Below are 25,403 nucleotides of genomic sequence, written 5' to 3'. Positions count from 1 at the left end.
GAGAGCGGAAGACGGGGCTCAAACCCGCGACCCTTAGCTTGGAAGGCTAATGCTCTATCGACTGAGCTACTTCCGCATTCAGACCTATTATAGACCTGTAGATTTTATTTAAGTGGGCAGTGATGGATTCGAACCACCGAAGACGAACGTCAGCTGAGTTACAGTCAGCCCCATTTGGCCACTCTGGAAACTGCCCTTCCATGTTTTCTTTTTAAGGTGAGCCTCTTGTCGGATTCGAACCAACGACCCCGAGATTACAAATCACGTGCTCTGGCCAACTGAGCTAAAGAGGCTTATTCAAACACCCAAACAACCTCTGTCGTTCTTTCAAGTGCTTTCGGGTGCAAATTTAAGCACTATTTTTCGATTGTGCAAGTAGCGAGCAAATATTTTTTCATTTCCTACTTCCGAATGGCTTATAATACATCATCTTCCACCTCAAGATTGGATACGATGAACTCTTGACGGTCCGGTGTATTCTTCCCCATATAGAAGTCGAGCAGCTCCTTTATGCTATCCTCTTTCCTCATAACCACAGGATCGAGTCGGATATCCGCTCCGATAAAGTGCTTAAACTCCTCTGCCGTGATCTCTCCCAAGCCCTTAAATCTGGTGATAGAGGCATTAGACCCCAGCTTTGCCACGGCTTCGTCCCGTTCTTTCTCGTCATAGCAGTAGATGGTCTGCTTTTCGCCCTTATCTCTCACCCGGAAAAGAGGTGTCTGTAATATATATACGTGTTTTTGGCGAACCAGATCGGGGAAAAACTGCAAGAAGAACGTTATGATAAGGAGACGGATGTGCATACCGTCCACATCGGCATCGGTTGCCACGATGACCTTATTATATCTGAGGTTGTCTATACCATCTTCTATATTAAGAGCGGCTTGAAGGAGATTGAACTCCTCGTTCTCATACACCACTCGCTTGGAAAGTCCGTAGCAGTTGAGCGGTTTTCCCCGAAGAGAAAACACAGCCTGATACTCCGCATCCCGGCTTTGCGTGATAGAACCGCTTGCCGAAAGCCCCTCGGTGATAAAGATCGACGTATCGTCCGGACGGGGTGTTTTCGGGTTATTATAATGGTAGGTGCAGTCGCGGAGCTTTTTGTTGTGGATGGAAGACTTCTTTGCCCTCTCTTTTGCAAGCTTGGTAATGCCGGCGATGCTCTTACGCTCCTTTTCGCTCTCAAGTATCTTTTTGTAAAGGATGTCGCTTGTCTCGGAGTTTTTATGCAGATAGTTGTCCAGCTCCACCTTGAGAAAATCTCCGACGAATTTACCCAAAGAGATTCCGCCCTCCGCTATATCTCTGGAGCCCAACTTCGTTTTGGTCTGACTCTCAAAGAGTGGTTCCTGAATCCTGATGCTTATTGCCGCCACTATTCCGGAGCGTACATCGCCCACATCGAAGTTTTTACCATAATACTCTTTTATGGTTTTAGCCACATGCTCTTTGAATGCAGAGAGGTGCGTACCCCCGTGAATCGTATTCTGTCCATTCACAAAAGAGTAATACTCTTCCCCATACTGCGAAGAGTGGGTCATGGCTATCTCTATATCTTTACCGCTGAGATGGATGATCGGATAGAGTGCTTCTCCCGTCATGGTATCTTCCAACAGATCCTGCAACCCTCTTTTCGAGCTGAATCTTTTGCCATTAAACGAGATGGTAAGCGAGGTGTGAAGATAGCAGTACATCTTCAGCATCTGCTCCACATAGTCTTTAATATAATGGTACTCCTTAAACAGCGTAGGGTCGGGATGGAACAACACTTTGGTGCCATCCTTCTCATCCTCGCAGTCGAAGAAGTCTGTTTCGGAGACGAATATCCCTTTTTCAAACACCACGCTCTTCCCTTTTCCCGATCGGAACGATGAAAGCTCCATCCGATCACTGAGAGCATTCACGGCTTTAAGCCCTACGCCATTGAGTCCGACCACTTTTTTGAACACCTCATCGTCATACTTCGCTCCGGTGTTCATCTTTCCGGCGATGTCTCTCAACGATCCTTGCGGCACGCCACGCCCGAAGTCTCTTACGACAACAAGCCCGTCCTCATCTATGTTTATCTCTATCCGATTGCCATACCCCATGGAGTACTCGTCTATGGCGTTATCTATCACCTCCTTGAGGAGGACATATATTCCGTCATCCGGACTCGTTCCATCTCCGAGCTTACCTATATACATTCCCGGACGCCTCCGGATATGCTCCATAGGGTCTAATGTAACAACTTTATCGTCGGTATAATTATGATCTTGTAGGGTTTCTTTGCTCATGCCGGGAGTCTATCTCAATCTGTTTGAGGGTCAAAGATACAAAAAAGAAGCGGGAGCTAAATCACCACAAGACGAAAGAAAAAGGAGCCGACCCGATACCGGGAGATCAAAATCCCAATCCGCCCTTTTCATCGTATCGCCTCCGCCCAAAAGGCGAAAGCGTTCGCTCTCTCCCCCAAAAACCTCCGAACCTCCCCCGATAGAGTTCGGACAGAAGCTCTTACCCGGCTCCATTCAACAAAAAGACGCCTCCGAAGCGAGAACCGGGAAGTTTTTAAGACATTTTCTCTTTCGGTTCGCCGCCTTGTCCGACCCTCATTTTTATATATTCCATCTCGAAAAATGTTCTCTTTTTTCTTGCTCTCTATTTTGATCGGAGGGGTTGTTTTCAGAGCACGACCAAACTGTTAAATCCACCCCTGTTTATTAACACAAATTCCGATACCTGCTAAGCAAAAACGGTAAACGAGCATATTTTGTCGGCTTAACGTGTTTAATTTTTCAATGAACACGTTTACCGATTTCATTTAATACGTTTACCGGATTCGATTAAAGTATTCAGCCAAAACCATTAAAACACTAAACGCCAACTACTTACATATTTTCACCCTAAAAAGCACCTGAAAAGGCAAATTTCTTTATTAGGAAACATTTACAGGAATGGGTGTTAAAATTTACACCTATTAACACGAAAAAGCCCCATCAAACGGACTGAGAAAAAATTTTTTCCAAATTCGCGATTTTTCATATCTCCCTATCGGCAAGCCGGTTAGGGAGACCGACACAAAAACCGACCACCTCCGCCCCTCCCTCCAAGAAGATTTTCTGGGCGATTTTTCGCGCCTCATATTTATAAAAAAGCTCCCCGAAAAGGGAGCTTTTTCTTACTCTGTATTTTTATTTTCCGGTCGGAGATTTATCCGCGACCGTGTCTCTTTTTTATCTTTTATGGATGAGAGCCATAAACTCTTCACGCGTCTTTTGAGACTCGAAAGCTCCGGTAAAGTCGCTGGTCATGGTTATGGAGTTCTGCTTCTCCACTCCCCTCATCTGCATACACATGTGTTGGGCTTCGATAACCACCATCACACCAAGCGGATTGAGCGTATCCTGTATGCACTCTTTAATTTGCGTTGTGAGGCGTTCCTGTACTTGCAGTCTGCGAGCAAAGATATCCACCACCCGTGGCAGCTTGCTCAGACCCGTGATATATCCGTTCGGGATGTATGCGATATGCGCCTTACCAAAGAAGGGCAACATATGATGCTCGCAGAGCGAATAGAAGTCGATGTCTTTCACAACAACCATCTGGCGATAGTCTTCCCTGAACATTGCACTCTTCAACACCGCTGCCGGATCCTGACGCATCCCTTGCGTCAAAAATGCCATTGCTCTCGCAACTCTCAAAGGGGTCTTTTGCAACCCCTCTCTATCGGGATCTTCTCCCAAGTGTATCAGTACTTCCTTATAGTGTGGCATCAGTATGTCTATGTCCACACCATGTTCTACTCCTTTTTTTTCAGAACTCATAGATTATAGATCAGTTAAAAACGGTAGACCGCATCCCGGACTACGTACATATCTCTTGCAAATGCAGGAAAATCTTTTTTCAGCTTCACCATGGCGTCTCTTGCCTCTGCTTGCGTCAGGAAGTTACCTACACGCAGCTTCCAAGACGGGGCTTGAAACTGCAAATAAGTGGCAAGCTCCGGATGAGCTTCCTGTATCACCTTTTCTCTGTATGCCGCTGTGCTTCTCCCCTTAGTACCGTTACCGTTATAGATTTGTACTCTATACCCGACCACTTTCTGCTCTGAGGTAACCGCCCCGACAGCCATAATCTCTTCCGAATACACCTTGCTGTCCAAAGAGAGCCCCGTTCCGACAAGAGCCTTGATGGCAGGAGACTGGCGGATAGTTACTACTCCCCTTCCCATCTCGATCCTTGCCAAAACCTCGAAAATATCCTTTTGAGGCATCGGCGCATCGGTTTGAGCACTCAACTCAGTGCCGGAAGCAAAAAGCAGAAAGAGCAGCAAGAAGAGAGACTGCACACTCCTTATAGATATATTTGATCTCATTGTTTGCTTCAAATTAGTTTGTTATCCGGCTCAAAGATACACTTTTATTCTAAAACGAGACCTTTGAAGCGTGGTCGGAGAGCAAGATAGAGCCTCCGAAAAGTGCCCAAAACCGGCTTTGGAAATCGCCATTGGAGAATGAGCGGAAAGAGTATGCAGGAAAATACGAGGCTCTATCCCCTGCCTCATCGCCTCCTCTGCAAGAGTGCCGGATAACGGGTATTCTACGAAAAATAGCTATCTTCGTTACTTATAATACCATATTGAGAATATATAAAAAGAGCATTCCGAAATCATGATAAAACGAATACTTACAGGCATAATCCTGCTACTGGGAGCTTCCCTATCTCTTCATGCGCAAACAGATGTACAAAAGCTGAAAGAGAGAGACAGAAAAACACAGTTGGAGATGAGCAGATCGAAAGAGATCTTCTCGGCTCTGCTCAACAATCTCTCCATCCTCTATGTGGATACCATAGATATGAAGAGCATCTTCTCGGAGGGGATGAACAGCATGCTGGCAGGGTTAGACCCCTACACGAACTACCTGGAGCAGTCCGAAACAGAAGATTTCAAGTTTATGGCAACAGGTGAGTATGGCGGAATAGGTGCATTCATCCAGCAGCGCGACTCCGTTGTCTACGTCTCCAATCCGATGCCCAACACTCCGGCTGAACGCGCCGGACTGAAAGTGGGAGACATGTTCGTGAAGATAGATACCCTTTCCGTCATACCGAGTACCAATGCCAGAGTGAGCAATCTGCTCAAAGGTCCGGTCGGGACATCGGTAAAAGTAACCATCCGAAGGCTGGGAGAAGATAAGGAGAGAGAGGTTACGCTTGTGAGAGAAAAAGTGATAGTGGATCAGGTAGTCCATCGCGGCATATATGGGGATGGTGTCGGCTATATCCGCCTATCCTCTTTCACGGATAAAAGTGCGCAGAATGTGATGGATGCGTTCACCCAACTCCGAGACACCAAGAAGATGAAAAGCCTCATCTTAGACCTTCGGGGCAATACCGGAGGCGTCATGGGAGGAGCAATAGAGATATTGAGCATGTTCGTTCCGGAGAAAACATTGGTGGTCGAGACCAAAGGACGTCAGGTAGGAACGTCTCAAAAATATTACACTTCCGGTAGGGTTTTGGACACGAAAATACCTATCGCTGTCCTTATCAACAGCAATAGTGCCTCCTCTTCCGAGATCGTTGCCGGAGCAATGCAGGATCTGGACAGAGCAGTACTTATCGGAAGTAAAAGTTTTGGCAAAGGATTGGTGCAGACCACACGCCCTCTCCCCTACAAAGGGCTGTTGAAGGTAACCACTGCACGCTACCACATCCCGAGTGGAAGGTGCATACAGCAGATAGACTACTCTCATAAGCAACCGGACGGATCGGTTGCCGCTGTTCCGGACAGCCTTACAACACTGTTCAAGACAACGAACGGAAGAGAGGTGAGAGACGGTGGTGGCATTCGTCCGGACATAGAAATCAAAGACGAGATACTGCCCGGAATAGTGATCTACATGCTGAGAGACGGCTCTCTGTTCGAGTATGCCGGCAGGTTGTTCTTGAAAAACCCGAAAGTGCACTCCATCAAAGAGATCAAGATAACGGATGAGGAGTTTGAGGGGCTGGTAAACTTCTTGGAAGAAAAGAAGTTCAGATACGGCGAACAAAGCCAGAAAGTGGTATCCGCATTGGAAAGATTGATAGAGTTTGAAGGCTATTCGGAGTCGAGCAAAGAGGCTTTCGAGGCTCTCAAGAAGCAGCTGGAACCCAATCTCAAAAGAGACATCGTGCCTCATAAGAAGCTGATCTCCGCCTATCTTAAAGAGTTTCTGGCAGCCCATTACTTCGGTATGGAAGCGCAATATGCGGTGAACATGGAGACAGATCCCACGGTTACGAAAGCGATAGAGATACTGAGCAATCCGAAAGAGTACAACAAAATCCTTTTTCCAAAGAAATAAAAGAGAGACCGGTATGAGTTCACGCAAAGAACGAGAGGAGAGAGTGGGGATATGCTACTCCACAAATCCTGACTTCAAATACGAAACACTGCAGATAGAAAAGCCCGACACTCTGCCTTTACACCGCCAACGCCTGCGTGTCTACAAGGATGCCCGGCAGAGAAAAGGCAAGATCGTTACCGTTGTGGAGGGTTTTGTCGGGAAAGAGGAAGACCTCAAAGAGCTTGGCAAGATATTGAAAGTGAAATGCGGAGTGGGAGGTTCGGTCAAGGATGACCTTATCATTATTCAAGGAGATCGGGTCGCTCAGGTGGAAGCTCTCCTTGCCGACATGAAAAAAGAAGATGCAGAAAGACAATAACCATACTCCTCTGACCATCTATACTGCCTCTGCCGGAAGCGGTAAAACATTCCGGCTAACGTTGGAGTATATCAAGCTGATCCTGAAAGAGAGCTATCCGAAAGCGTTCAAGCATATCCTTGCCGTTACTTTTACAACCAAAGCAACGGGGGAAATGAAAGACAGGATACTGAGAGAGCTGCACACTCTTACCCATACACCGGAAGAATCTCCCCTCATGGATGCTCTGCAAGAGGAGCTAAGCCTTTCGCCCGAAATCATACAGCAGAGAGCCAAGTCTTCATTAGAGGCTATCCTCGACGGCTATGGCGATTTCAGGGTACAGACAATAGACTCCTTTTTTCAAGAGATCGTCCGCTCTTTCGCCATAGAGATAGATGTTATGAACAACTATGAGGTGGAAATAGATACCGATGTGGTTCAGAAGAAAGCCATGGACAGCCTTTTCGGATCTCTCGACACGGAAGAGAATAAAGTTGTTTTGGATTGGATCGGAAGCATGCTCAAGGAGTCTCTGCAAAAGGATCAGATAGTCTCCATACCGAAAAAGCTATCTGATTTGGCTCCTTTGCTGTTCGTGGAAGAGTTTGCAGAGATTTTTGCCGATCAGAGGATGAGCTTCTCTCCTGAAAAGATCAAGGAAGCGAAGAAAGAATTGACAGCCATAGCCAAAGAGAGGATAGAGCAATACGTGGATCCTCTTACACATGTTGTCGAGATATTGGATAGCGCAGGCATCAGAAGAGATGAAGTAACAGTCGCTCTAAAAAACGAGCTCGTGAGGGTCGTGGACAGGCTGGGAAAACTTGGGACAAAGTTTTGGGACGAGGAGTATAGCAAGATGAATCCGAAGTCCAGATCCACATTCATGAAACTTTGGGAGGATGAGACAAGCAACCTTGCTGCATCTAAGGTAAGTAAAGAACGCAAGGAGGAGATCAATGCACTCTATGAAGACATCGCTCCTCTGCTGAAAAAGACGGTGGATCTGTACGATAAGACAGAACAAGATGTACTTACGTCAATCGTATTACAGAACAATCTGGACACACTGCCCATATTGGTAAAGCTGTATACATACATTGAAAAATATCGGCAAGAGAACAACTGTCTTATCATATCCGATATTTCCCAGCTTCTTTACCGAATCATATCCGGAGCCAAAGTACCTTTTGTTTACGAAAAAGTGGGATCGAGAATCAAGCACTACATGATAGATGAGTTTCAAGACACCTCTAAAGTGCAGTGGCTGAACTTTAAGCCTCTTCTCATGGAAAGCCTCGCGTATGACAATGAGAATCTTCTCGTGGGAGATGTGAAGCAGAGTATATACCGATTCAGAGGCTCTGAAAGCTCTCTTCTTGCCACAAGAGTGCCCAACGATCCGGATCTGGAAAGAGTAACAAACAGCAAAAGGCTGGAGATCAATTGGAGGAGTCTTCCGAATATTGTACATTTCAACAACAGCTTTTTCAGTAATGCCGTGGATCTTTCGATCTTTGGAATGGAAGAGGGAGGGCTTTATGCAAGCAGTGCGGACTCTATCTCTCAAAAAGTCTATGCAGAAGAGGAGGTTGCCCAACAGACAGCTCCAAAATGGGATAAAGAGTGTTGTAATACTGAAAAGCCGGGTTATGTTACGCACTTGTTTTTGGAAAAAGATTCTGAGATAACAGAAGAAGATCTACTGGAGATGTACCTGATAGATCTTTTTGAGAGAGGCTACAAACCGGGAGATATTGCCATCCTTGTGAGAGACAACAGCGAGGCAGCAAGAGTAGCCCTGCTGTTGGGCTACCTGAAAGAGACCTACAAGGATAATCCTAAGTTCCGGTTCGACTTCTTCTCCAATGAAGCTCTTACCGCAGATGCCTCTCCAATAGTCCTTCTTCTGATTGCCTATATCAAACACCTCGCATTTCCAAGTTCGGACAGCTATAAGCAGGAGTTCTTTCTGCATCTCGACCGTCTTTGGATCATCTCTTCATCACAGATCGAAAAAGATGAGCTATATCGCCAAATGATGGACATGGCTGCCTACGGACGCTCTATTTTTGAGACCATAACACTGGCAGTAGAGCTGCTTAAACCGATAGATAAAAGAGAGGAGATCTATCTGAACACTTTTCTTGACATTCTGTTTCAATACACCAAAGAGCAAGTCTCAACCTACCGATTGTTCTACGAATGGTGGGAGGAACAGGGATATAAGACAAAAATACCGATGCCGGAGAGCATAGCAAACTCTACAATCAAGGTGGGAACCATCCATAGTGCAAAAGGTTTGGAGTATCCGGTCGTCATTCTTCCGTTCGTATCTTGGAAGATGGCAAGGAAACAGAATAAAATTTTCGTATCCTCTCAATCTCTTCCAAGCGAGTTTGCCGCTCTTCCTCTCTATATAGTGCCACTACAGAACAAATGTGCGCACACACACTTCCGAGAGTTGTACAATAAAAAGATGCTTGAACTCTATGAAGATGAGCTTAATCTGCTGTACGTTGCCTATACTCGTGCAGAGAAAGAGCTACATGTACTCTCGAAGATTGTAAAGAAAGAAGACAGCAAAGGAAAAGAAGAGCCGGCACCGTTTTCTATCTCAAGTGTGGTATTCAACACCATAGAGAAACTGCAAGATAAAGGTATTCTAAAACAGCAAGAGTGTCCTTTGATAGAGTGCGATGAAGAAGGACAAAGCAGTACAACTATGTTCTTCCCTTATGGTTCTCCATATATCGTTTCCGAGAATGCAAATGAAGTGGAAGAGGAGAGCGATACCATAAAGCTGGAAAAACTTTATGCCACTCCTCGATTTGGGGACCTGAACATAAAAGCCCCAGACTATGCCATCTATTTGGAACAGGAGACAGAAAGGGCAAAAGGGGTAAGAATGCACTTTACGCTATCTGCCTTGAAGAGCATATCGGAGCTTGATGACCTTTTGAAAGAAGCTCAAGAAAAAGGGAGCCTTACGGAGCAAGAGTCCGAACAGCTTCGTTCTCTTATCGAAAAGCGGAGCAATGATCCTGTTTCTTCGGAATGGTTTTCAGATGATGCGGAGGTATTGAATGAACGAGCAATATTGCTTCATGAGACAACTCAAAGACCGGATAGAGTAGTCCTTCATCCGAATGGCAGAATCACGATCATAGACTATAAGTTTGGAGAGCAGATCATCAAAAAACACCTAAAACAGGTTGGGTACTACTGCTCCCTCTACCGGTCCATGGGATTTGAGAATATAACCGGCTATGTCTGGTACGTTTTATTGGACAAAATAGTCCTTGCAACAGAGTAAACAGGTTTTTGCGAGCGCCCGAAAATTGGGTTATATTTGTAGGATAAAGCAAGATACCAACACGTAGAAATAACACTTATGACCTTTCATAAAAGATATAAATTAGAACAGCTTTCGGAGGTGGCAAAAGAGCTTATAGATTCTTTTCCCGAAGCTCGCGTTTTTGCTTTCTATGCTAACATGGGTGTGGGGAAAACCACTCTCATCAAATCTATCTGCTCACTCTTAGGAGTGGAAGAGACCACCGCAAGCCCGACCTTTGCAATTGTCAATGAATATAAGGGTGGTGTCGGATTTGAATCGGTTTACCACTTCGACTGCTACCGGTTAGAAACCAGCAATGATGCTTTCAACGTAGGGGCAGAAGATTATCTGGAGAGTGGCAGATACTGTTTTATAGAATGGCCCGAAGTGTTAGAGCCATTTATGCCAGATGGTACCATAAAAGTGGAGATAGAATCCTCTGCCGATGGTACTCGTGTAATGCGTGCATTTCCTTTTTTCAGTTAGTGTCCGATGTCCCCACTCTCTTTCGTCCGTCTGGCTCTTGCGATCATGTTTATCCTGCCCGGTATATTAGCCCTTTCGGTTAGCATACTGGGGAGTAAGTGGTTTTTCAACAGCCACGGCACGAAATATGCGAGACAAAACTTGGGAAAGAGCGGAGCAAGACTACTTTATGCCACCCTCGGAGTCCTTCTTTTAGGATGCGGTTTATGGGGTTGGATTCATGCAGAAGATATGCTCTGATACCGACAATACCATTTAAGATACGACAACCAGATAGTTAATAGTTCAGTTGATGGAACAGATAGACTACAATCTAACCAAACAATATTACGACAATCTTATCCTCCTGCTTGAGCAAAACAGATTAGGAGCTGTCTGTAAGGAGATGGAGTCCATAGAGGAGCATTATGGCTACAACAAGTGGACAAGTACATACAGATCTGCTCTCCAAGTCCTTTCTCCCATGAAGCAGTTTCTACATACAGGTGTTGAGGATCCGGAAAGAATAAACATCCTTGAAGATCTGCGCCGTAAACTGGCTGAACAAGTTGATCGTTTCTACTACTTTGCGACAAGATCCTCTAACCATAGCCTTGATCATCCCATAATGAAGCTGGCATCAGAATGGGGAGGAGATGTGGAGAACGTTGAGTCTATTCTTAATGATCTGTCCACAAATGACACCACAAGTAGAGAGGAGGTTTGGAAATCTCGTAACCGCATATTCCGTTTTCTATCTTGTTCGCCGCCTCTTACATCCGGTCTCTATGATGTTATCGCAAACTGCCCTGCTCTATCCGGAAACGAAAGAGATCAGACCCAAATAATTACCGCCGGACTTATTGTCAGCAGCCTGTTCTTGGGGCTTAATGCTTTCTTCTGCCCACTCAAGCTTCGTTTGATAAAAGATTTGACACAAGACCATCACTCCAAAATTGCAGGATGGGCTACGGCTGCGTTGTTTCTTTTAACGGCTCATCATTCTAAAAGAATATCCCTATTAGGTAAAGAGCAACTTACTCTCGTCATAGGAGAAGAGGAAGAGTTCCAAACAGAAGAGTGGCAAAACAGGCTCATGGAGTTTCTTCTTGCTTACTATCCTACCTTTACGACTCAAGAAGATCACGAACGATATAAGAGTGAAATATCTTCCCGCCTTGAAGATATGGCTCGTAAGATGAATATCTTCGGCGGTGTCGGAAATACGGAAGAGTTTTTAGAGCGCATAAAGGAGTCGGGTGAAGATGCCGAGCTAATGCAAGCAATGAACGAACTGCAAACTTCATTCGCCAAAACAAAAGATATACACTATCACACCACAACAGAACTCCGCCGATTTCCATTCTTTTACGAGCCTGTAAACTGGTTGATGCCTTTTGACCTTACCCATTTTAGACTGGCAAGCGAAGAGATGACTTATTTTCTCAAGCTGCTTCCTTTCATTTCCCCCGGAGGAAAACTCTGCTCCGGCGACTTGTATGCTTATGCTTGCATGGGGAATTGGTCTCAGATAGCAAAGATGTCTGAAATTCCTTCAGAAGCTCTATCTTCTATCAAACCGATAGAGGCAGAAGATCTTCTCGAAGGTTCTATTGGTGAGGGTATTAGAGACTTTGTTTATACGACTTACCGATTTTTCCATCTGGAAAGAAGTTACAACTTCACCTCCCACGTATTCTTTCACAAAGCGTTCATTATAGACACTTCCCCCTCACAAAATATCCCTCTTACTGCGGAACAGAATCGCACTTTGTCCTCTCTCCTGTTGGAGTCAGGATATAAGTCGTACTCTCTCATGGTTCTGAAACGTTCGTTGATCTCGGCATCCGACTTTCGTTTAGCCGCTCTGTTGGCTGAGAAAATATCGGAGGAGAGTTTGTTCGGATCAGATGCCGTTTCAAGCAAAGATGTGGAAGAGTATCTTCTGGAAGCTCACCGCTTGGATCCTCTTCATGTAGGTACTCTACTTAAATTGGGTGATCTAATGAGTTTGACTCCTAAGACCTATAACGAAGCGCTTCAATACTTGGATGAAGCTGAGCGGGTAGTAGATTCAAACATTCCGGCTTTGTCCAAACTTGCTCAACTTTATGCCAAGACCGGAGACAACGCAAAGGCTCTTGACATATACTATAAGGCTTATGTTCTGACAGAAAGCCCGAACTACTCCATTCTTCGCAGGCTGGCGTTACAACTATACAAAATGGAACGCTATAAGGATGCCATTGAAAAATGGGAGCTGATACCTGAAAGTGAAATGAAGAAGTCGGACTATATATATAAAGGACACGCTCTTATCTACTTGAATCAAGTTCCCGAAGCGATGGAATCTTACAAAAAATGGAGAGGATATGACGATAACGAAAGTATCCTTCAGTGGCAGCAATACTACATAGAGCCTATAAACAACATTTTTACGGAGACCGAATGGGGACTGCTTTACGACTCTTTTGATTTTCAATAAGCCTTTATCATGAATAGATCTGTCTATAAATCCATCCTACTGCTTCTCTCTCTTATCGCCGTAAGTGCTTGCTCCGGACACTCTAAAGAGAGACATTCCGGAGTAGAAGTAAAAGTAATACACACTACAAAGGAAAAGGACTCCCTTTGGGCATATACCTTCTCCTCCACCAATACGGTACTTCGTAGCCATGAGTATGGGACATCCTTTATCTTACCCGATACGGTAGGTATGGATACCGTTCTTATTCATGTTCTTTACACCTCGGGGGGAGAGTTGATCATGCCTCTCTTACCGGAAAACAGCAAGAACAAAATTTTAATAGACCTCGACAAGCAATCCATCAAAACAGGAAAAAAGAGTCCGAATAAGGACTTTGCCTCCTACGCTCAAGCTCTGTCATTTCCGCTTGCAGACGTGGATAGCGTCATGATGAAAAAGTTTATTTCACTTGTACAAGAGGATCCGAACAGCATTGCAGCCCTTACCTACAACGATTTTCTTAAGGAACTTTCGGGCAGTTCTCTCGTTGCAGACACACTTTTGGGTGGTCCGTCCGAATCCGGATACCTCTATATTGCCGACAGACTATTTCCTCTTCGTACAGACATGTCCTACCGAAAAGATCTGAGCTTCACTTTTTTTGCGGACAACATGCTATATACTTTTACCAAAGATCCCGGTAAAGAGAAGAAAAAAAAGATTTCCGATCGCTGGGGTAAACATCCCTATTTTGTGGTTACAGCAATGCAAAACTGGAGTACAGACAGCATCGGCAGGGCAAATGAAAAGAGTTGGATCTCTCTTGCAGACAGTCTTCAGGTTCCTGTAATTGCTCTCTTCACCAACTCTGATACCATACCCAAAGACCTGCTAAAGAAAAGACGACACAAGCTTGCCTATATCCCCATAGCGGATAGCATAGCCTTGGCAACACGTATAGCCGAGCAGCTCTACATTTACGAGGAGCCTTATTATATGCTATTCGATTCCACTTATGTGGCACGCTATCAAGAGAAGGAGGCAAAGATATTTGAACAGAAATTAAGAGAGATAATCCTCAAAAAGTAACCACACCGATGGATCTGCCTAAATCTAAACTTGTAAAAACCTTTGCTGCTACCGTTTGCGGAATACATGCCACAACAATAAGCGTGGAAGTAGAAGCCGAACGAGGGAGTTCCTTTACGCTTGTCGGATTACCCGACACTGCCGTAAAAGAAAGCTATCGACGAGTGGTTTGTGCCATAAAACAGAGTGGGTTCGATTACAAAATAGGATTGCGTTATCTGGTCAATCTCTCTCCTGCGGATATTAGAAAGGAAGGCACTCTGTTCGACTTACCGATAGCCATTGCCATACTTGCCTGCACGGGTCAGATACCTGAAGATGCTCCCGGAAAGTTCATGATCATGGGCGAACTATCTCTCGATGGTTCTCTCCAACCCGTAAAAGGTATTTTACCTATGGCTCTTCATGCTCATGGAGAAGGTTTTTCCGGCATCATTGTACCCAAGCAGAATGCCCTCGAAGCCGCCGTAGTTTCCGGTCTTAATGTATATGGAGCAGAAACGCTCTCTGATGTGGTGAATCTTCTGCGCAATAAAGAGGAAGGATTATCTCCTGTTTCTCTCAGGATAGAAGATCAGTTTGCCAACGCCTACACTCACATCCGTTCGGACTTTGCCGATGTCAAAGGGCAGGAGAATGTCAAGCGAGCAATGGAAGTGGCTGCAGCGGGAGGGCACAACATTATCCTCATAGGTCCTCCGGGCAGTGGAAAATCCATGATAGCGAAACGTCTGCCCGGTATTTTACCGCCTTTCACTCTCAATGAAGCATTGGAGACAACCTCCATACACTCTGTGGCAGGCACATTACCGCATGGCATCTCTCTACTGAAGCATCGTCCTTTTAGAGCGCCACACCATACACTATCCTCCACTGCCATGGTCGGAGGAGGAGCTAATCCTCTTCCGGGCGAGGTAAGTTTGGCGCATAACGGAGTACTCTTTCTGGATGAACTTCCGGAGTACTCTCGTAACGTGTTGGAAGTGCTCCGCCAACCTTTGGAAGATCGTGAGGTTTCCATTTCTCGCACAAAAGCATCTGCCCGCTACCCGTCATCATTCATGCTTGTCGCAAGTATGAATCCCTGCCCTTGCGGTTACTACAATCATCCCGATGTCCGTTGCCAATGCCCTCCGGGAGCGGTGTCCAAGTACCTGAACAAAGTATCCGGTCCTCTGCTGGACAGAATAGACATACAGATAGAAATAGCTCCTGTCCCATTTGAAGCCCTTTCCAAACGAGAAAATGGAGAGAGCAGTGAAGACGTCAGAGCACGTGTACTAAAGGCACGAAAGATACAACAGGACAGATTTGAAGGCTGTTCGGGTATATACACCAATGCACAGATGACACCCGAACTGCTTCAGAAATATGCAAGACTGGACGAACAGTGCACCGCCATACTGAAACGTGCCATGGACAGATTCTCTCTTTCGGCAAGGGCTTACGATCGCATACTCAAAGTAGCAAGGACAATAGCCGATCTGGATGGCTCCGAGTCGATCACGACCAAGCATATCGGAGAAGCTGTAAACTATCGCAATTTGGACCGTTCCAATTGGGGGAATTAGAGCTATGAACCCATAATAAACTATATAACCCACTAAATTTATGCTAAATCGCTTCTATAATCAATTTTACTCGGTTATATTTGTATCAAATGGTTTTCACAATCCAACCAACAGCCGGCTGCTGAAGGGCTGTCGTGCTTAAAGTGTTCCACGACACCGAAGCATTATCATATAATAGTGCAAGACATTAGAACCTATGAAAGTATCTCATATTTTTCTTATCGCTCTGTTTTTATCCTCTCTCTTTATAGCGGGAGGATGTGCCAAGTCTGCCTATAATGTTGCAACCAATTGCGACAAAAATCAAGTGGGTAACTACGTCATCAAATGGGAGGTTACACCGGCAATGCCCGGCAAAGTCAATATATATGTATCGGACAGACCGGAGTTTTTCCCGAATAGTCCTGCAATGGTGATGCCTATCGGAGAGAACACCGCAACGTTTGTAACGACGGACAACTTCAGTCAAAAATACTTCCTGTTGGAATTTGAAGGAAAGATCAGCACGGTTGCAGCAATGAGACACCTACCCATGGGAGCCACCCCGAACTTTAGAGACGCAGGAGGATACATTTCCGAAGAGGGATTCAATATGAGATGGGGAAGGCTTTTCCGCTCCGGCAGATTACGCTCTCTATCTTCCACAGACTCTCTCTTTCTAAAGAGGTTGGGCGTCAGAAGTATTCTCTCTTTAGACGAAGATGTTCCATCTTACAGCAAACGCCCAAGACTTTTACCGACAGGGATACAGACCTTAAGCCTTAAGGCAGATAAGCCGGTCAACTATTCGGAGTTTCTCTCCGAAGTGTATAAGGGTAATGCAGTAACGGAAGAGATTAGAAACTTCAAGATGAATGCGTCCAGAAATTTTGCTTTTGAGAGTCGCAAACAGTTTACCAAAGCGTTCCAATTCCTTCTTAATGAGTCCAATTACCCGATTCTGATAACGGACAATCTCGGAAAAGATCGTGTTGCATTCTTCTTTCTCATCGTACACTCCGCAATAGGTATTCCCGCAAATGCTGTGATAGAAGACTGTCTGCTGAGCAACCAAATGCTGGACATTCGGACCCTCGTACCCAACATCAACACACTGGATCCGCAGATACAGGAAAATCTGATGTACTACTATGTTACAACGGATGAGAATATAGTGGCAATCTATCAAGAGATCATCAGCCGGTACAGCTCCATAGACGAATACTTGAAAGAGATGTACGGACTGTCGTTTGAAGACAGAATGAAGCTGAGAAAGCTTCTTCTCGAATAAGCGATCCTCTCTTAGAACAACCAATAATCAAAAATAAAATGAGAACAACCCGACTTCTCGGAGGAAAGCTTTGTGCTCTACTCTGCCTCTTTTTACTTGGCGCAGCCACCCTTAACGCACAGACATCACTCCTTTGGCCTATCAAAAATAAAGCCGCAGGGAGTGATATTCTTTTTAAGCCACAGGATAAAATAGGTGAAGAACTCAATACCGAGCATATCTTCATCTCCACAACCGAAAGCACGGAGGTATTGGCGCCGGCGGATGGTACAGTTATCTCTGCCGGGTTATCTTACAATATATCTCTCTCTTACGTTTTATTTTTCACCTATGATGGCGATTTCGATAAGGCCATAGAGAAGAATAAGAAAGCTATCGAGGAAAAGTATGGATCCTCCCGGTATCTGACCGGAACGGTAACCATAAAACTTGCCAACGGAGATAAGATTAACCTTTCAGGCATAAAGCTCAAAAAACTATTTCGCACGGGAGAGAAGATCCGTCGTGGAGAGGTATTGGGAACAGCCCACTACTCCTACAAAAAGATCGCGACAAGCTCCGTCGGTTTATCTATATCTTCCTCAAAAGGCACACCAAGCGATCCGATGGCTCCTTTCGGGCTCAAGTCCACCTTCAGAGCTTCCACAATCGTGAAGCCTAAGGCTGTTCTGACCAAGGCAGAAGCAGAAGCAGACTACCGCAGACTTGCCGATGCCATAAAGGAGATATACCCATCTCTGACGGACTTGATGAGTATCGAAGAGTACGATACCTTTGTCTCATCCGAGATTGCCCGCCTGCCCGAAAAGATCAGCCGCAAAGAGTTTGGCAGGAGAATCGCTGCTTTTAACCGGAAGATACACGACTCTCATCTGTTCATAAACACTCACACCCATACGAAAGTAGATCTCCCCATGCTTCCTGAAATATTCTATGGAAAGCTCGAAGGGAAAGTGATGGCAATAATGGCTACGGCAAAATATCGTTCATATATAGGCAAAGAGATTGTCAAAATCAATGGTCAGGCTATCGACAGCTTAGAACTTTATATCTCTCCGAGCCATCTTGTTTACGACGGACAGGTCGCTTCATATCTCGATAGAGTTTTGGCTCTAAACTATCCGGTTCTCCACCCTCAAGCCAACAAGAACAGCAAAAAGCCCGGTACTACTCTCACTTTTGCAGATGGGAAAGAGGTTACCGTTCCAATGTTCAAGCAGGGCAACAGCATCCCTTACGGCAGAGAGGCGGCAGGCTTCTTTAATATCTGGGGAGCCAACAGACACAAAACACAGTTCAAGTTGGAAGAGCTGAATGATACTACTGCCTACATAGGTCTTTCCACATTCGAGCTGAGCGAAGTAGAGACAGACGAAATTGTTGCCTTTATCCGTAAAATGAGAGACAAAGAGAAGCCCTGCATCATCTTCGACCTTCGCAACAATCCCGGAGGATCAATAGAGGTGTTATATGCCATTACAAGAGAAGTGATAAGGGACGACACTCCGCCAAGAAAGTCTTACAGTATGGTCAATGCGCACTTGTTCAAGACTCCTACCATGAACCTCATCCCGTCCGACAGCCTTTTCACCGGCTACCATCCCATTCCCGGCAAAAAAGGTTTATACCTTATGCCGAAAGAAGATCCGAGTCCGTCGGACTCCACAAGAAGTATCTACAAGGGTCGTCTCTATGTTCTGACCGATGCAAAATCGGCTTCCGCTTCCACCGAGTTTGCGGGTAGAGTAAAATATAACAGAAGAGGCACCGTCATCGGACGAGAAACGGCTACCACCTATCACTGCTTTACTGCTGTGAAGTTTGCCAACATTGAGCTGGATCATAGTAAATTCACCTGCACGATACCGATGGTACGTTGTGTCTTTGACGAGACCGTGAATGATCGTTTCCCTAAAGGACGAGGAGTGATTCCGGATATAGAGATCCCCATTTCTCTTGCCGAAATGCACAGCCAAGACGACTATCTTCTTCGCCGGACATTGGAGCAGATCCGAAAAGATCTGTAATCTCTTTACAACAATAGCGGCGGGTACGGCAGAGGGTCGCTCTGTCGTACCCGCTTTTTCTGCTTACCGGCTCTCTGCTCCGCATCTCTCCGCAGCAAGAAGCCTTATGATTCTTTCTCCGAAGCGGTTCACAAACTATTGTAAACAGATTAAGAAGTTTGTGTGAACCTTTTCACAGCTTCAAATCAAGGCTTGTTTTTTGGTTTTCAAGGCTTGGTTTGCAGATATCAAATCGTGATTTGCACACACCAAGCCTCGACTGCTGCTTTTATATCTGTTTAGCGCAAGATATAAAGCAGTATAGAAGATGTTTTCTATCTGTTTAGAGAAAAAGTTTAAGTGTTACTTCCGCAACAGGATCGGATTTCTGCTCCGTGGGATTGCGGAAGATATGGTTATACGATGTTTTCAGGGAAACGGAGAAGCTGTTTTTCCGGCGGTAACCTGCAATCAAAGCACCGCTCAAACCCTTGCCATAAAGCATCGGAGTATAGTAGTGAAGAGGAGAGTTGCTCTCCACGCTTCTCACTGCCTGTAACCATGTGGGGGTATCATAATACTGGAGCGAGGCACGATAGTACCACTCCTCTCCGATGTTCCCCATCAGTTTGGCGGCAAGACTCCATCCATACTTCTTGTTTCCGGCATAAGAGCCGAAAAAGTAGGAAGAAAGATGATGCCCTTTTCCTATCTCCCGGTTCTCTCTGAATCTGAAAGAGAGCTTGCTCCCCGTATCTCTTTTGGCAAACTTCAAAGAAAGCATCGTCTCCGTTTCAGCAACGGCTTTCTCCATTCGCAGGATCACTTCCGAGCCTGCTTGCGATGGTCTCCGCTCCTCGTGCCTGATAGAGCGGTAAAAGTCTGTACTCAGACGTCCTCTCCACCCGCGGAAAAGCTCTCCGTTCCAAGCGATACGTATGCCCTGTTCGTTCTTTTGGGAAGAAAAGTGTCCGTATGTGGAGGTGTGCAGCATCGCAAATCGCTCCCCCAAGTGACGGGCAACAAGAGAGAACATACCCCAATAGTCGTTTCTGTAAGTAAGTACCGCAACAGCCGCTTCACTGCCGTAAGCTCCCCGATGAGGCAGTACAACCTCCGCAAGAGCAGAGGCATTTGCCCCTCTCCATGCCATATCTATGGCGAAGCGAGTGGGGGATAACTCTTGCAGATAAGCAGCCGGAGGGTAGAGACGTCTATTGTCGGAAAGCCCTGTAAATCTGTTGTTGAGAGCCTGAAAACCGGCATGGAAAAGTGGCGAAGGAGCAAACTTGAAATAACCTCCCAAGGTGAGCAAATGCACTTGGTCGGAAGAGAGACGCTGCTTACCATCTTTGTAGATGGTTCTGATGCGATCTTCTCCTGACCATAACGATACCTGCAAAGGTGTGTAGCCGATATAAGGCGTAAAAGAGAATGGTGCGGAGGTGAGAGTGAGAGCCAATCCTCGCAGATAGTTCCACTCTTGGAATGAGTTGTGTGGCGATATTTCGGATTGGCGAGGCAGGGCAAGACGATACCCTGTCTCCTGTTTGGCATAAAAAGAGATACCCATGCCGTTCATCACACCAAGTGCGGTGTGCAGCCGGTAATCGCCTAAAATGAAGCGGCGAACGGGAGAAGAGGATGTCGGATGAGCGTTATAAGAGAGAAATATATTGTGATGCGTCCAGAGCCCTTGCTTGAAAGGAAGCCATTTTTCTCCGGTATCTCGTTCGGCATTCCAGCTCATCATCCACGCCTTTCCTCTATGGAGCGAAAGACGTTGCCGATGAGCATATCGGGGAATGGAGAGAGACTCAAAAAGTTCTACCCGAATACTCTGTTCCACCGGAGCAGTAAGCGTTTCAGTGGAAAAGAACGGCTCTAAAAGAGAGATATATTCGACCCTTGCTCCGGGTACATTTTTGAGATCGTAAATAGAGACAAAAGCACCATGCCGACTGCGATACTGCAAAAAGTTGCGTATAAAAAAGTCGTCAAAAAAGGGGATTCGGGCAAGCTCCTCGGAGGTAGCCGTGTTGAGATTAAGAGGAGTAGAGCGGAGCGTTTCAAGGTGTTGCACAAAGAGTTCGATCTCCTCATCGGTGTAGCTATACTCTCTGAGTCTTTCCAAAAGAAGCTCTCCCGCAACCGAAGATTGCCCATAGGTGGTGGCAAAGTATCCTAAGAGCAGCAGGAGAAACAGTATCGGTCTCACCCCGAAAAACCGTTTAGTGCGCTTCAAGCCAGTTTTCGCCCACACCTATATCCACCGTCAAAGGGATGGTTATCTCCGGATAGACCTGCTCCATCTCCTCTCGGACAATCTGCTTCACCCTGTCCAGCTCATCCTTAAAAACCGAAAAGTTCAGTTCGTCATGCACTTGAAGCATCATGGTGCTACGTATCCGCTCTCTCCGGAAACGCTCTGCAATCCGCACCATTGCAAGCTTAATGATGTCCGCTGCCGAGCCTTGTATGGGAGCGTTTATGGCATTACGCTCGGCAAAACCTCTCACAACGGAGTTGCCGGAATGGATATCCTTGAGGTATCTCCGTCTTCCCATGATGGTCTCGACATAGCCTTTCTCTGCGGCATTCTCTATGGACTTGTCCATGTATGCCTTTACCTGCGGGAAAGATGCGAAGTAACCGTCTATAATCTCTTTGGCTTCTTTGGGAGGGATACCGAGACGCTCGCTGAGACCAAAAGGAGTAATGCCGTATATGATACCGAAGTTTGCCGTTTTTGCCTTGCGTCTCATGTCGCTTGTAACCTCTTCCGTTGTGGTGTGGAACACTTTGGCAGCGGTAGCCGTATGGATATCCATACCATTCTTGAAAGCCTCTATCATGGCAGGATCCTGACTCAGATGCGCCATGAGACGCAACTCGATCTGCGAATAATCCGCAGAAAGGAATACAGAATCCGTATAGTTGGCAATGAATGCCCGGCGAATCTCTTTGCCATCATCGTCTCTGACGGGAATGTTTTGCAGGTTGGGATTGGTGCTGGAGAGCCTTCCCGTTGCCGTAACGGTCTGATTGAAGCTGGTGTGTATGCGCCCTGTCTTCGGGTTTATAAGCTCCGGCAACGCATCCACATAAGTGGAAAGAAGTTTTCTTATACCGCGATATTGCAAGATTTGTTCTATAATCGGATGCTTGCTCTTTAGCTTCTGCAAGGTCTCTTCACGCGTTTCATAGGCTCCGGTCTTCGTTTTTTTCGGTTTTTCCACCAGGCGAAGATGTTCAAAAAGAATAGTTCCAACCTCTTTGGGAGAGTTGATATTGAACGGAAGACCTGCCAGTTCGTGAATGCTTTTCTCTATATCGTACAGACGCTCTTCGAGACCTTTCTTTGCCTTGGACAGGGTCTCGGTAGAGATGGTAACCCCTTCCGCTTCCATATCGACCAGCACCATCGTGAGAGGCATCTCCAGATCGTAAAAGAGTTTTTTCAGTGCGGCATCTGCTTCTATCTTCTTTCGCAAGACATGATAAAGTCTTAACGTTACATCCGCATCTTCTGCAGCGTATTGCACCACCTTATCTACTTCTACATCCCTCATGGATAGCTGCTTTTTTCCTCGCTCTCCAATGAGTTCGGTTATAGGTTGGGGCTTATAGTTGAGATAGACGGATGAAAGATAATCCATACCATGACTCAGCTCCGGATCTATAAGATAGTGAGCGACCATGGTATCAAACTGTCTGCCGTGAGAGGTAATACCGTAACGACGAAGGATTCCGAGATCAAACTTTATGTTCTGCCCGATCTTAAGGATTTCAGGATCTTCAAACAGCGGACGGAATACTGCCAACTCTTTTTCTGCTTCCTCCTGATCTTCAGGCAGGGGCAGATAGTAGCCTTCTCCCTCTTTGTAAGCAAAAGATGCGCCTACAATCCCTGCGGATTGCGAGTCCAGTCCGTCCGTTTCGGTATCAAACGCAAAAAGTCCTGCCTTTCGGATCTCCTCCACAAGGGCTTTGCACTCCTCTTCGGAAGTGAGTCGGAGATACTTTCCTTTCATTCCGAGAGCAGCCGGAGCTTCCGAAGGAGCCGGCTCTTCGGCTCTGTCGAAAAGGCTGCGCATCATCGGCGTTCCGGATGAAGAAATATCTCCTCCGGATTCGGCAGGAGAAAGGGTGTCCATGAAACTTCTGAACTCCAGCTCCGAGAAGATTTCTCGCAAAGTCTCGACATCTTTCTCTTTTACCAGACACTCTTCCGCCACAATGTCTATGGGTACATTTTTATCTATGGTAACCAATGTTTTGGAAAGAGCGACCATATCTTTCCCGGCCTCCAACTTCTTCTTCAATGCTCCCTTTATCTCATCGAGATGTTCGTATATCTGCTCTATGCCTTCGGGATATTCGGCTAAAAGCTTTGCGGCAGACTTCTCTCCCACTCCGGCACAACCCGGAATGTTATCGCTGCTATCCCCCATAAGTGCCAGATAGTCTATCATTCGAGATGGTTCCGAAAAGCCATACTTCTCCTTGACATCGTTTAGAGAAAGTATCTCGAACCCTCCTCCCTGAATCGGTCTCATCAGATGAGAATAGTCCGTAACAAGCTGGGCATAGTCTTTATCGGGAGACACCAGAAAGACTCTATCCGGACGTGTTCCTTTCTCATGCTCCATGCGGTGTGCGATGGTACCGACAATGTCATCCGCTTCATAGCCCGGTTTTTCGTAGATCTTTACTCCGTAGGCTTGGACAATCTTTTTGATGTATGGGATGGCAAAGCGTATCGCTTCCGGCGATGCCTCACGGGTTGCTTTGTATTCCGGATAAATCTTGTGTCGGAACGTATCTTCCGAAGTGTCAAAAGCCACTGCTATGTAAGAAGCATCGGGGCGATTGAGAATTTCTCGAAAGCTAAGCAGGAAGCCGTAAATGGCTGACGTGTTCTGCTGCTTGCTGTTGATACGGGGTCTGGATATGAATGCGAAGTATGCCCTATATATAAGAGCATACGCATCCAAGAGATATAGATTTTGTTTTGACATATTCATCGGATAACGGAATACTAAAAATCAAGAGTAAAGAGAGAGATTTTTCATGAAGCTGTTTATTCTATTTTTGCTGCTTCATCGCCTTTCTCTTCTCCACTTTCGCTACATATTTTGCTTTTTTCTTCTCTCCTTTCGATGTATCAGGAAATTGAAAGTTGAACTGTTCCGGAATATCTTGTCCGAGATCCGCCACCTTTCCTTCCTTGGATATGATCACCGAGTCGTACAACTCGTGTGAAGTGGTATACGAAGCATAGAAAAGCGAATCTTTGCCCACTCTGATGGTTTGATACAGAGGTATTCCGGAAGCTATCTTATCGTGTATCTCATCAAAGCCGTTGCGATAAACCTTTTGAGAACAGACACTTATGACATAGACCGGAGTTGTAAGACCTCCTCCTTTCTTCTTGTTGATGATTCGAGAGTAAGCGTGGTCATGAGCTTGCAAAACGAGATCCGCTCCGTCGGTTTTATCTTCCAATATGGAGCGGAAACCATAACGCATGAACGGATTGAGACGTCCCTCTCTCACGCTGTATATGGCATGGTGAAACGTCACAATGGCAAAACGATCTCCACGAGACACCAAAACCTCTTTGAGCCAACGGCGAGAAGAGAAAAACTGACTATTCAACTCTATCCCCTGACTGTCTATACCTATAAATCTGAAGTTGGGATAGTCTATATAGTAGCTGCGTCCGATACTTCTATCCGGTCCGTTTTGAGGGAAATTGAACGCATAGGGCCAACGAGCATCTATCGCTTTGAAGATCCCTTTGTTGTATTCATGATTTCCGGGAACGGCGACCATCGGTTTATTGGAAGCAAAATCCGAGACAGAGTTGTACCAAATATCCCAATATTTTTGATGTCCGCGCTCTATGGCATCCCCACCAAAGCACCAGAGCGAAACAGTTGGTACTTTCTTGGAAATAGAGTCGAAAATCTCTTTTGCCCAGCCTTCATGTTTTTCCTGAATATCACCGATGTAGATGAGTGTATCCTCTAAAGCATCTTTCGAGCGTATCTCAAAGCTATCTCTGAAAACATCTCCGCTGCCGGCTATCTCGTAGAGATACCTTCCTGCATCAAGGTCTTTCCATGCCACGCTATACATTGCGGTAGAGCCTCCACGGGTATCCACCACACGAGAGACCGGCTTTTCCGTCCGGAACGGAAGAGTATCAGAGGGGATACGATAGAGTAAAACCTCAAACTCTTTCGGGCTCCCCTCTCCATTTACAGCCGTTATCCAAGAGATGGTACGCTCTTCCACACCATCTTCTCCCGGTGTCAGCGTAACACGTTGAATCTTTTCGGAGAGTGTGAAAGGCTCTTCGGGAGGAGAGACAAACCACGCACGCCAACGAGACTTAACCCAAATACCAAGTCCTAAAATAATGACAAGAAGAATGATGTAACGTACCTTTCTTGCACGAGGAGAGCGTTGTTTACTCCTTTTCACTCTGTTTCTTTTCATATTTATA

Annotated in this window: 16 protein-coding genes and 3 tRNA genes; 10 read left to right on the top strand and 9 right to left on the bottom strand. The window is 45.9% G+C overall.

The features are described from left to right. Positions 1-3: 3 nt before the first annotated feature. The 6 genes from HQ29_RS03815 to HQ29_RS03785 form a co-directional block, all read right to left on the bottom strand. A tRNA-Gly gene (locus HQ29_RS03815) sits at positions 4-76 on the bottom strand. Positions 77-113: 37 nt separating this feature from the next. Beyond that, a tRNA-Tyr gene (locus HQ29_RS03810) sits at positions 114-196 on the bottom strand. A 23-nt stretch (positions 197-219) separates the two neighbouring features. Then, a tRNA-Thr gene (locus HQ29_RS03805) sits at positions 220-293 on the bottom strand. Between the two features lie 123 nt (positions 294-416). Continuing rightward, positions 417-2,282, bottom strand: coding sequence for a DNA topoisomerase IV subunit B (locus HQ29_RS03800; RefSeq protein ID WP_036867643.1), 1,866 nt, complete (start codon positions 2,280-2,282; stop codon positions 417-419). A gap of 939 nt (positions 2,283-3,221) precedes the next feature. Then, a complete protein-coding gene (gene folE / locus HQ29_RS03790; RefSeq protein ID WP_036791301.1) occupies positions 3,222-3,812 on the bottom strand; it encodes a GTP cyclohydrolase I FolE in 591 nt (196 codons plus the stop codon). Between the two features lie 14 nt (positions 3,813-3,826). Beyond that, a complete protein-coding gene (locus HQ29_RS03785) occupies positions 3,827-4,363 on the bottom strand; it encodes an SPOR domain-containing protein (RefSeq protein ID WP_052089779.1) in 537 nt (178 codons plus the stop codon). 295 nt (positions 4,364-4,658) lie between these two features. Between HQ29_RS03785 and HQ29_RS03780 the strand changes: the two genes are divergently transcribed. The 10 genes from HQ29_RS03780 to HQ29_RS03740 all read left to right on the top strand — a co-directional run bounded on the left by HQ29_RS03780 (position 4,659) and on the right by HQ29_RS03740 (position 18,910). Next, positions 4,659-6,338: a S41 family peptidase gene (locus HQ29_RS03780; RefSeq protein WP_036867640.1), complete on the top strand. Its 1,680-nt coding sequence runs from the start codon at positions 4,659-4,661 to the stop codon at positions 6,336-6,338. Between the two features lie 13 nt (positions 6,339-6,351). Beyond that, the gene (locus HQ29_RS03775; protein WP_036791295.1) at positions 6,352-6,699 is read left to right on the top strand and encodes a translation initiation factor; all 348 of its coding nucleotides are present in this window, start codon (positions 6,352-6,354) and stop codon (positions 6,697-6,699) included. After that, entirely contained in the window at positions 6,683-9,997 is a 3,315-nt protein-coding gene (locus tag HQ29_RS03770; protein ID WP_036867639.1) for a UvrD-helicase domain-containing protein, read from the top strand. Before HQ29_RS03775 ends, HQ29_RS03770 begins: the two co-directional genes overlap by 17 nt. Positions 9,998-10,075: 78 nt before the next feature. Then, positions 10,076-10,507 carry a tRNA (adenosine(37)-N6)-threonylcarbamoyltransferase complex ATPase subunit type 1 TsaE gene (gene tsaE, locus HQ29_RS03765; RefSeq protein ID WP_036791290.1) on the top strand — a complete coding sequence of 144 codons (432 nt, stop codon included), beginning with the start codon at positions 10,076-10,078 and terminating at the stop codon, positions 10,505-10,507. Positions 10,508-10,513: 6 nt separating this feature from the next. Continuing rightward, positions 10,514-10,747 (top strand): Imm17 family immunity protein, encoded by a 234-nt coding sequence (locus HQ29_RS10100; RefSeq protein ID WP_052103119.1) that lies wholly within the window; start codon positions 10,514-10,516, stop codon positions 10,745-10,747. A gap of 52 nt (positions 10,748-10,799) precedes the next feature. Next, the gene (locus tag HQ29_RS03760) at positions 10,800-12,971 is read left to right on the top strand and encodes a tetratricopeptide repeat protein (RefSeq protein ID WP_036867637.1); all 2,172 of its coding nucleotides are present in this window, start codon (positions 10,800-10,802) and stop codon (positions 12,969-12,971) included. Between the two features lie 9 nt (positions 12,972-12,980). Further along, complete coding sequence (locus tag HQ29_RS03755; protein WP_036867636.1) at positions 12,981-14,042, top strand: hypothetical protein; 1,062 nt, start codon at positions 12,981-12,983, stop codon at positions 14,040-14,042. A gap of 8 nt (positions 14,043-14,050) precedes the next feature. Continuing rightward, the gene (locus tag HQ29_RS03750; RefSeq protein ID WP_036791281.1) at positions 14,051-15,613 is read left to right on the top strand and encodes a YifB family Mg chelatase-like AAA ATPase; all 1,563 of its coding nucleotides are present in this window, start codon (positions 14,051-14,053) and stop codon (positions 15,611-15,613) included. Positions 15,614-15,809: 196 nt separating this feature from the next. Further along, positions 15,810-16,883, top strand: a complete 1,074-nt coding sequence (locus tag HQ29_RS03745; RefSeq protein WP_036791277.1) for a tyrosine-protein phosphatase — start codon at positions 15,810-15,812, stop codon at positions 16,881-16,883. A gap of 38 nt (positions 16,884-16,921) precedes the next feature. Continuing rightward, complete coding sequence (locus HQ29_RS03740) at positions 16,922-18,910, top strand: S41 family peptidase (protein ID WP_036867634.1); 1,989 nt, start codon at positions 16,922-16,924, stop codon at positions 18,908-18,910. A gap of 322 nt (positions 18,911-19,232) precedes the next feature. Here HQ29_RS03740 and HQ29_RS03735 read toward each other — a convergent pair whose 3' ends face one another. From HQ29_RS03735 to HQ29_RS03725, 3 genes are all read right to left on the bottom strand, one after another. Next, positions 19,233-21,107, bottom strand: a complete 1,875-nt coding sequence (locus tag HQ29_RS03735) for a ComEA family DNA-binding protein (protein ID WP_036867632.1) — start codon at positions 21,105-21,107, stop codon at positions 19,233-19,235. Between the two features lie 13 nt (positions 21,108-21,120). Next, positions 21,121-23,910 carry a DNA polymerase I gene (gene polA / locus HQ29_RS03730; RefSeq protein WP_036867630.1) on the bottom strand — a complete coding sequence of 930 codons (2,790 nt, stop codon included), beginning with the start codon at positions 23,908-23,910 and terminating at the stop codon, positions 21,121-21,123. Positions 23,911-23,977: 67 nt separating this feature from the next. Continuing rightward, a complete protein-coding gene (locus HQ29_RS03725) occupies positions 23,978-25,396 on the bottom strand; it encodes a metallophosphoesterase family protein (RefSeq protein WP_052089777.1) in 1,419 nt (472 codons plus the stop codon). Positions 25,397-25,403: the final 7 nt, after the last annotated feature.

This window comes from Porphyromonas canoris, from assembly GCF_000765975.1.
Classification (GTDB): domain Bacteria; phylum Bacteroidota; class Bacteroidia; order Bacteroidales; family Porphyromonadaceae; genus Porphyromonas_A; species Porphyromonas_A canoris.
Note: the sequence above shows the minus strand (reverse complement) of the source record. Positions and strands in the feature narration are given on the sequence as shown.

What these genes read in the sequence shown, in the direction of transcription:
- HQ29_RS03800 (WP_036867643.1), bottom strand. Translation starts at nt 2,282, where the DNA reads ATGAGCAAAGAAACCCTACAAGATCATAATTATACCGACGATAAAGTT.
- folE (WP_036791301.1), bottom strand. Translation starts at nt 3,812, where the DNA reads ATGAGTTCTGAAAAAAAAGGAGTAGAACATGGTGTGGACATAGACATA.
- HQ29_RS03785 (WP_052089779.1), bottom strand. Translation starts at nt 4,363, where the DNA reads ATGAGATCAAATATATCTATAAGGAGTGTGCAGTCTCTCTTCTTGCTG.
- HQ29_RS03780 (WP_036867640.1), top strand. Translation starts at nt 4,659, where the DNA reads ATGATAAAACGAATACTTACAGGCATAATCCTGCTACTGGGAGCTTCC.
- HQ29_RS03775 (WP_036791295.1), top strand. Translation starts at nt 6,352, where the DNA reads ATGAGTTCACGCAAAGAACGAGAGGAGAGAGTGGGGATATGCTACTCC.
- HQ29_RS03770 (WP_036867639.1), top strand. Translation starts at nt 6,683, where the DNA reads ATGCAGAAAGACAATAACCATACTCCTCTGACCATCTATACTGCCTCT.
- tsaE (WP_036791290.1), top strand. Translation starts at nt 10,076, where the DNA reads ATGACCTTTCATAAAAGATATAAATTAGAACAGCTTTCGGAGGTGGCA.
- HQ29_RS10100 (WP_052103119.1), top strand. Translation starts at nt 10,514, where the DNA reads ATGTCCCCACTCTCTTTCGTCCGTCTGGCTCTTGCGATCATGTTTATC.
- HQ29_RS03760 (WP_036867637.1), top strand. Translation starts at nt 10,800, where the DNA reads ATGGAACAGATAGACTACAATCTAACCAAACAATATTACGACAATCTT.
- HQ29_RS03755 (WP_036867636.1), top strand. Translation starts at nt 12,981, where the DNA reads ATGAATAGATCTGTCTATAAATCCATCCTACTGCTTCTCTCTCTTATC.
- HQ29_RS03750 (WP_036791281.1), top strand. Translation starts at nt 14,051, where the DNA reads ATGGATCTGCCTAAATCTAAACTTGTAAAAACCTTTGCTGCTACCGTT.
- HQ29_RS03745 (WP_036791277.1), top strand. Translation starts at nt 15,810, where the DNA reads ATGAAAGTATCTCATATTTTTCTTATCGCTCTGTTTTTATCCTCTCTC.
- HQ29_RS03740 (WP_036867634.1), top strand. Translation starts at nt 16,922, where the DNA reads ATGAGAACAACCCGACTTCTCGGAGGAAAGCTTTGTGCTCTACTCTGC.
- polA (WP_036867630.1), bottom strand. Translation starts at nt 23,910, where the DNA reads ATGTCAAAACAAAATCTATATCTCTTGGATGCGTATGCTCTTATATAT.
- HQ29_RS03725 (WP_052089777.1), bottom strand. Translation starts at nt 25,396, where the DNA reads ATGAAAAGAAACAGAGTGAAAAGGAGTAAACAACGCTCTCCTCGTGCA.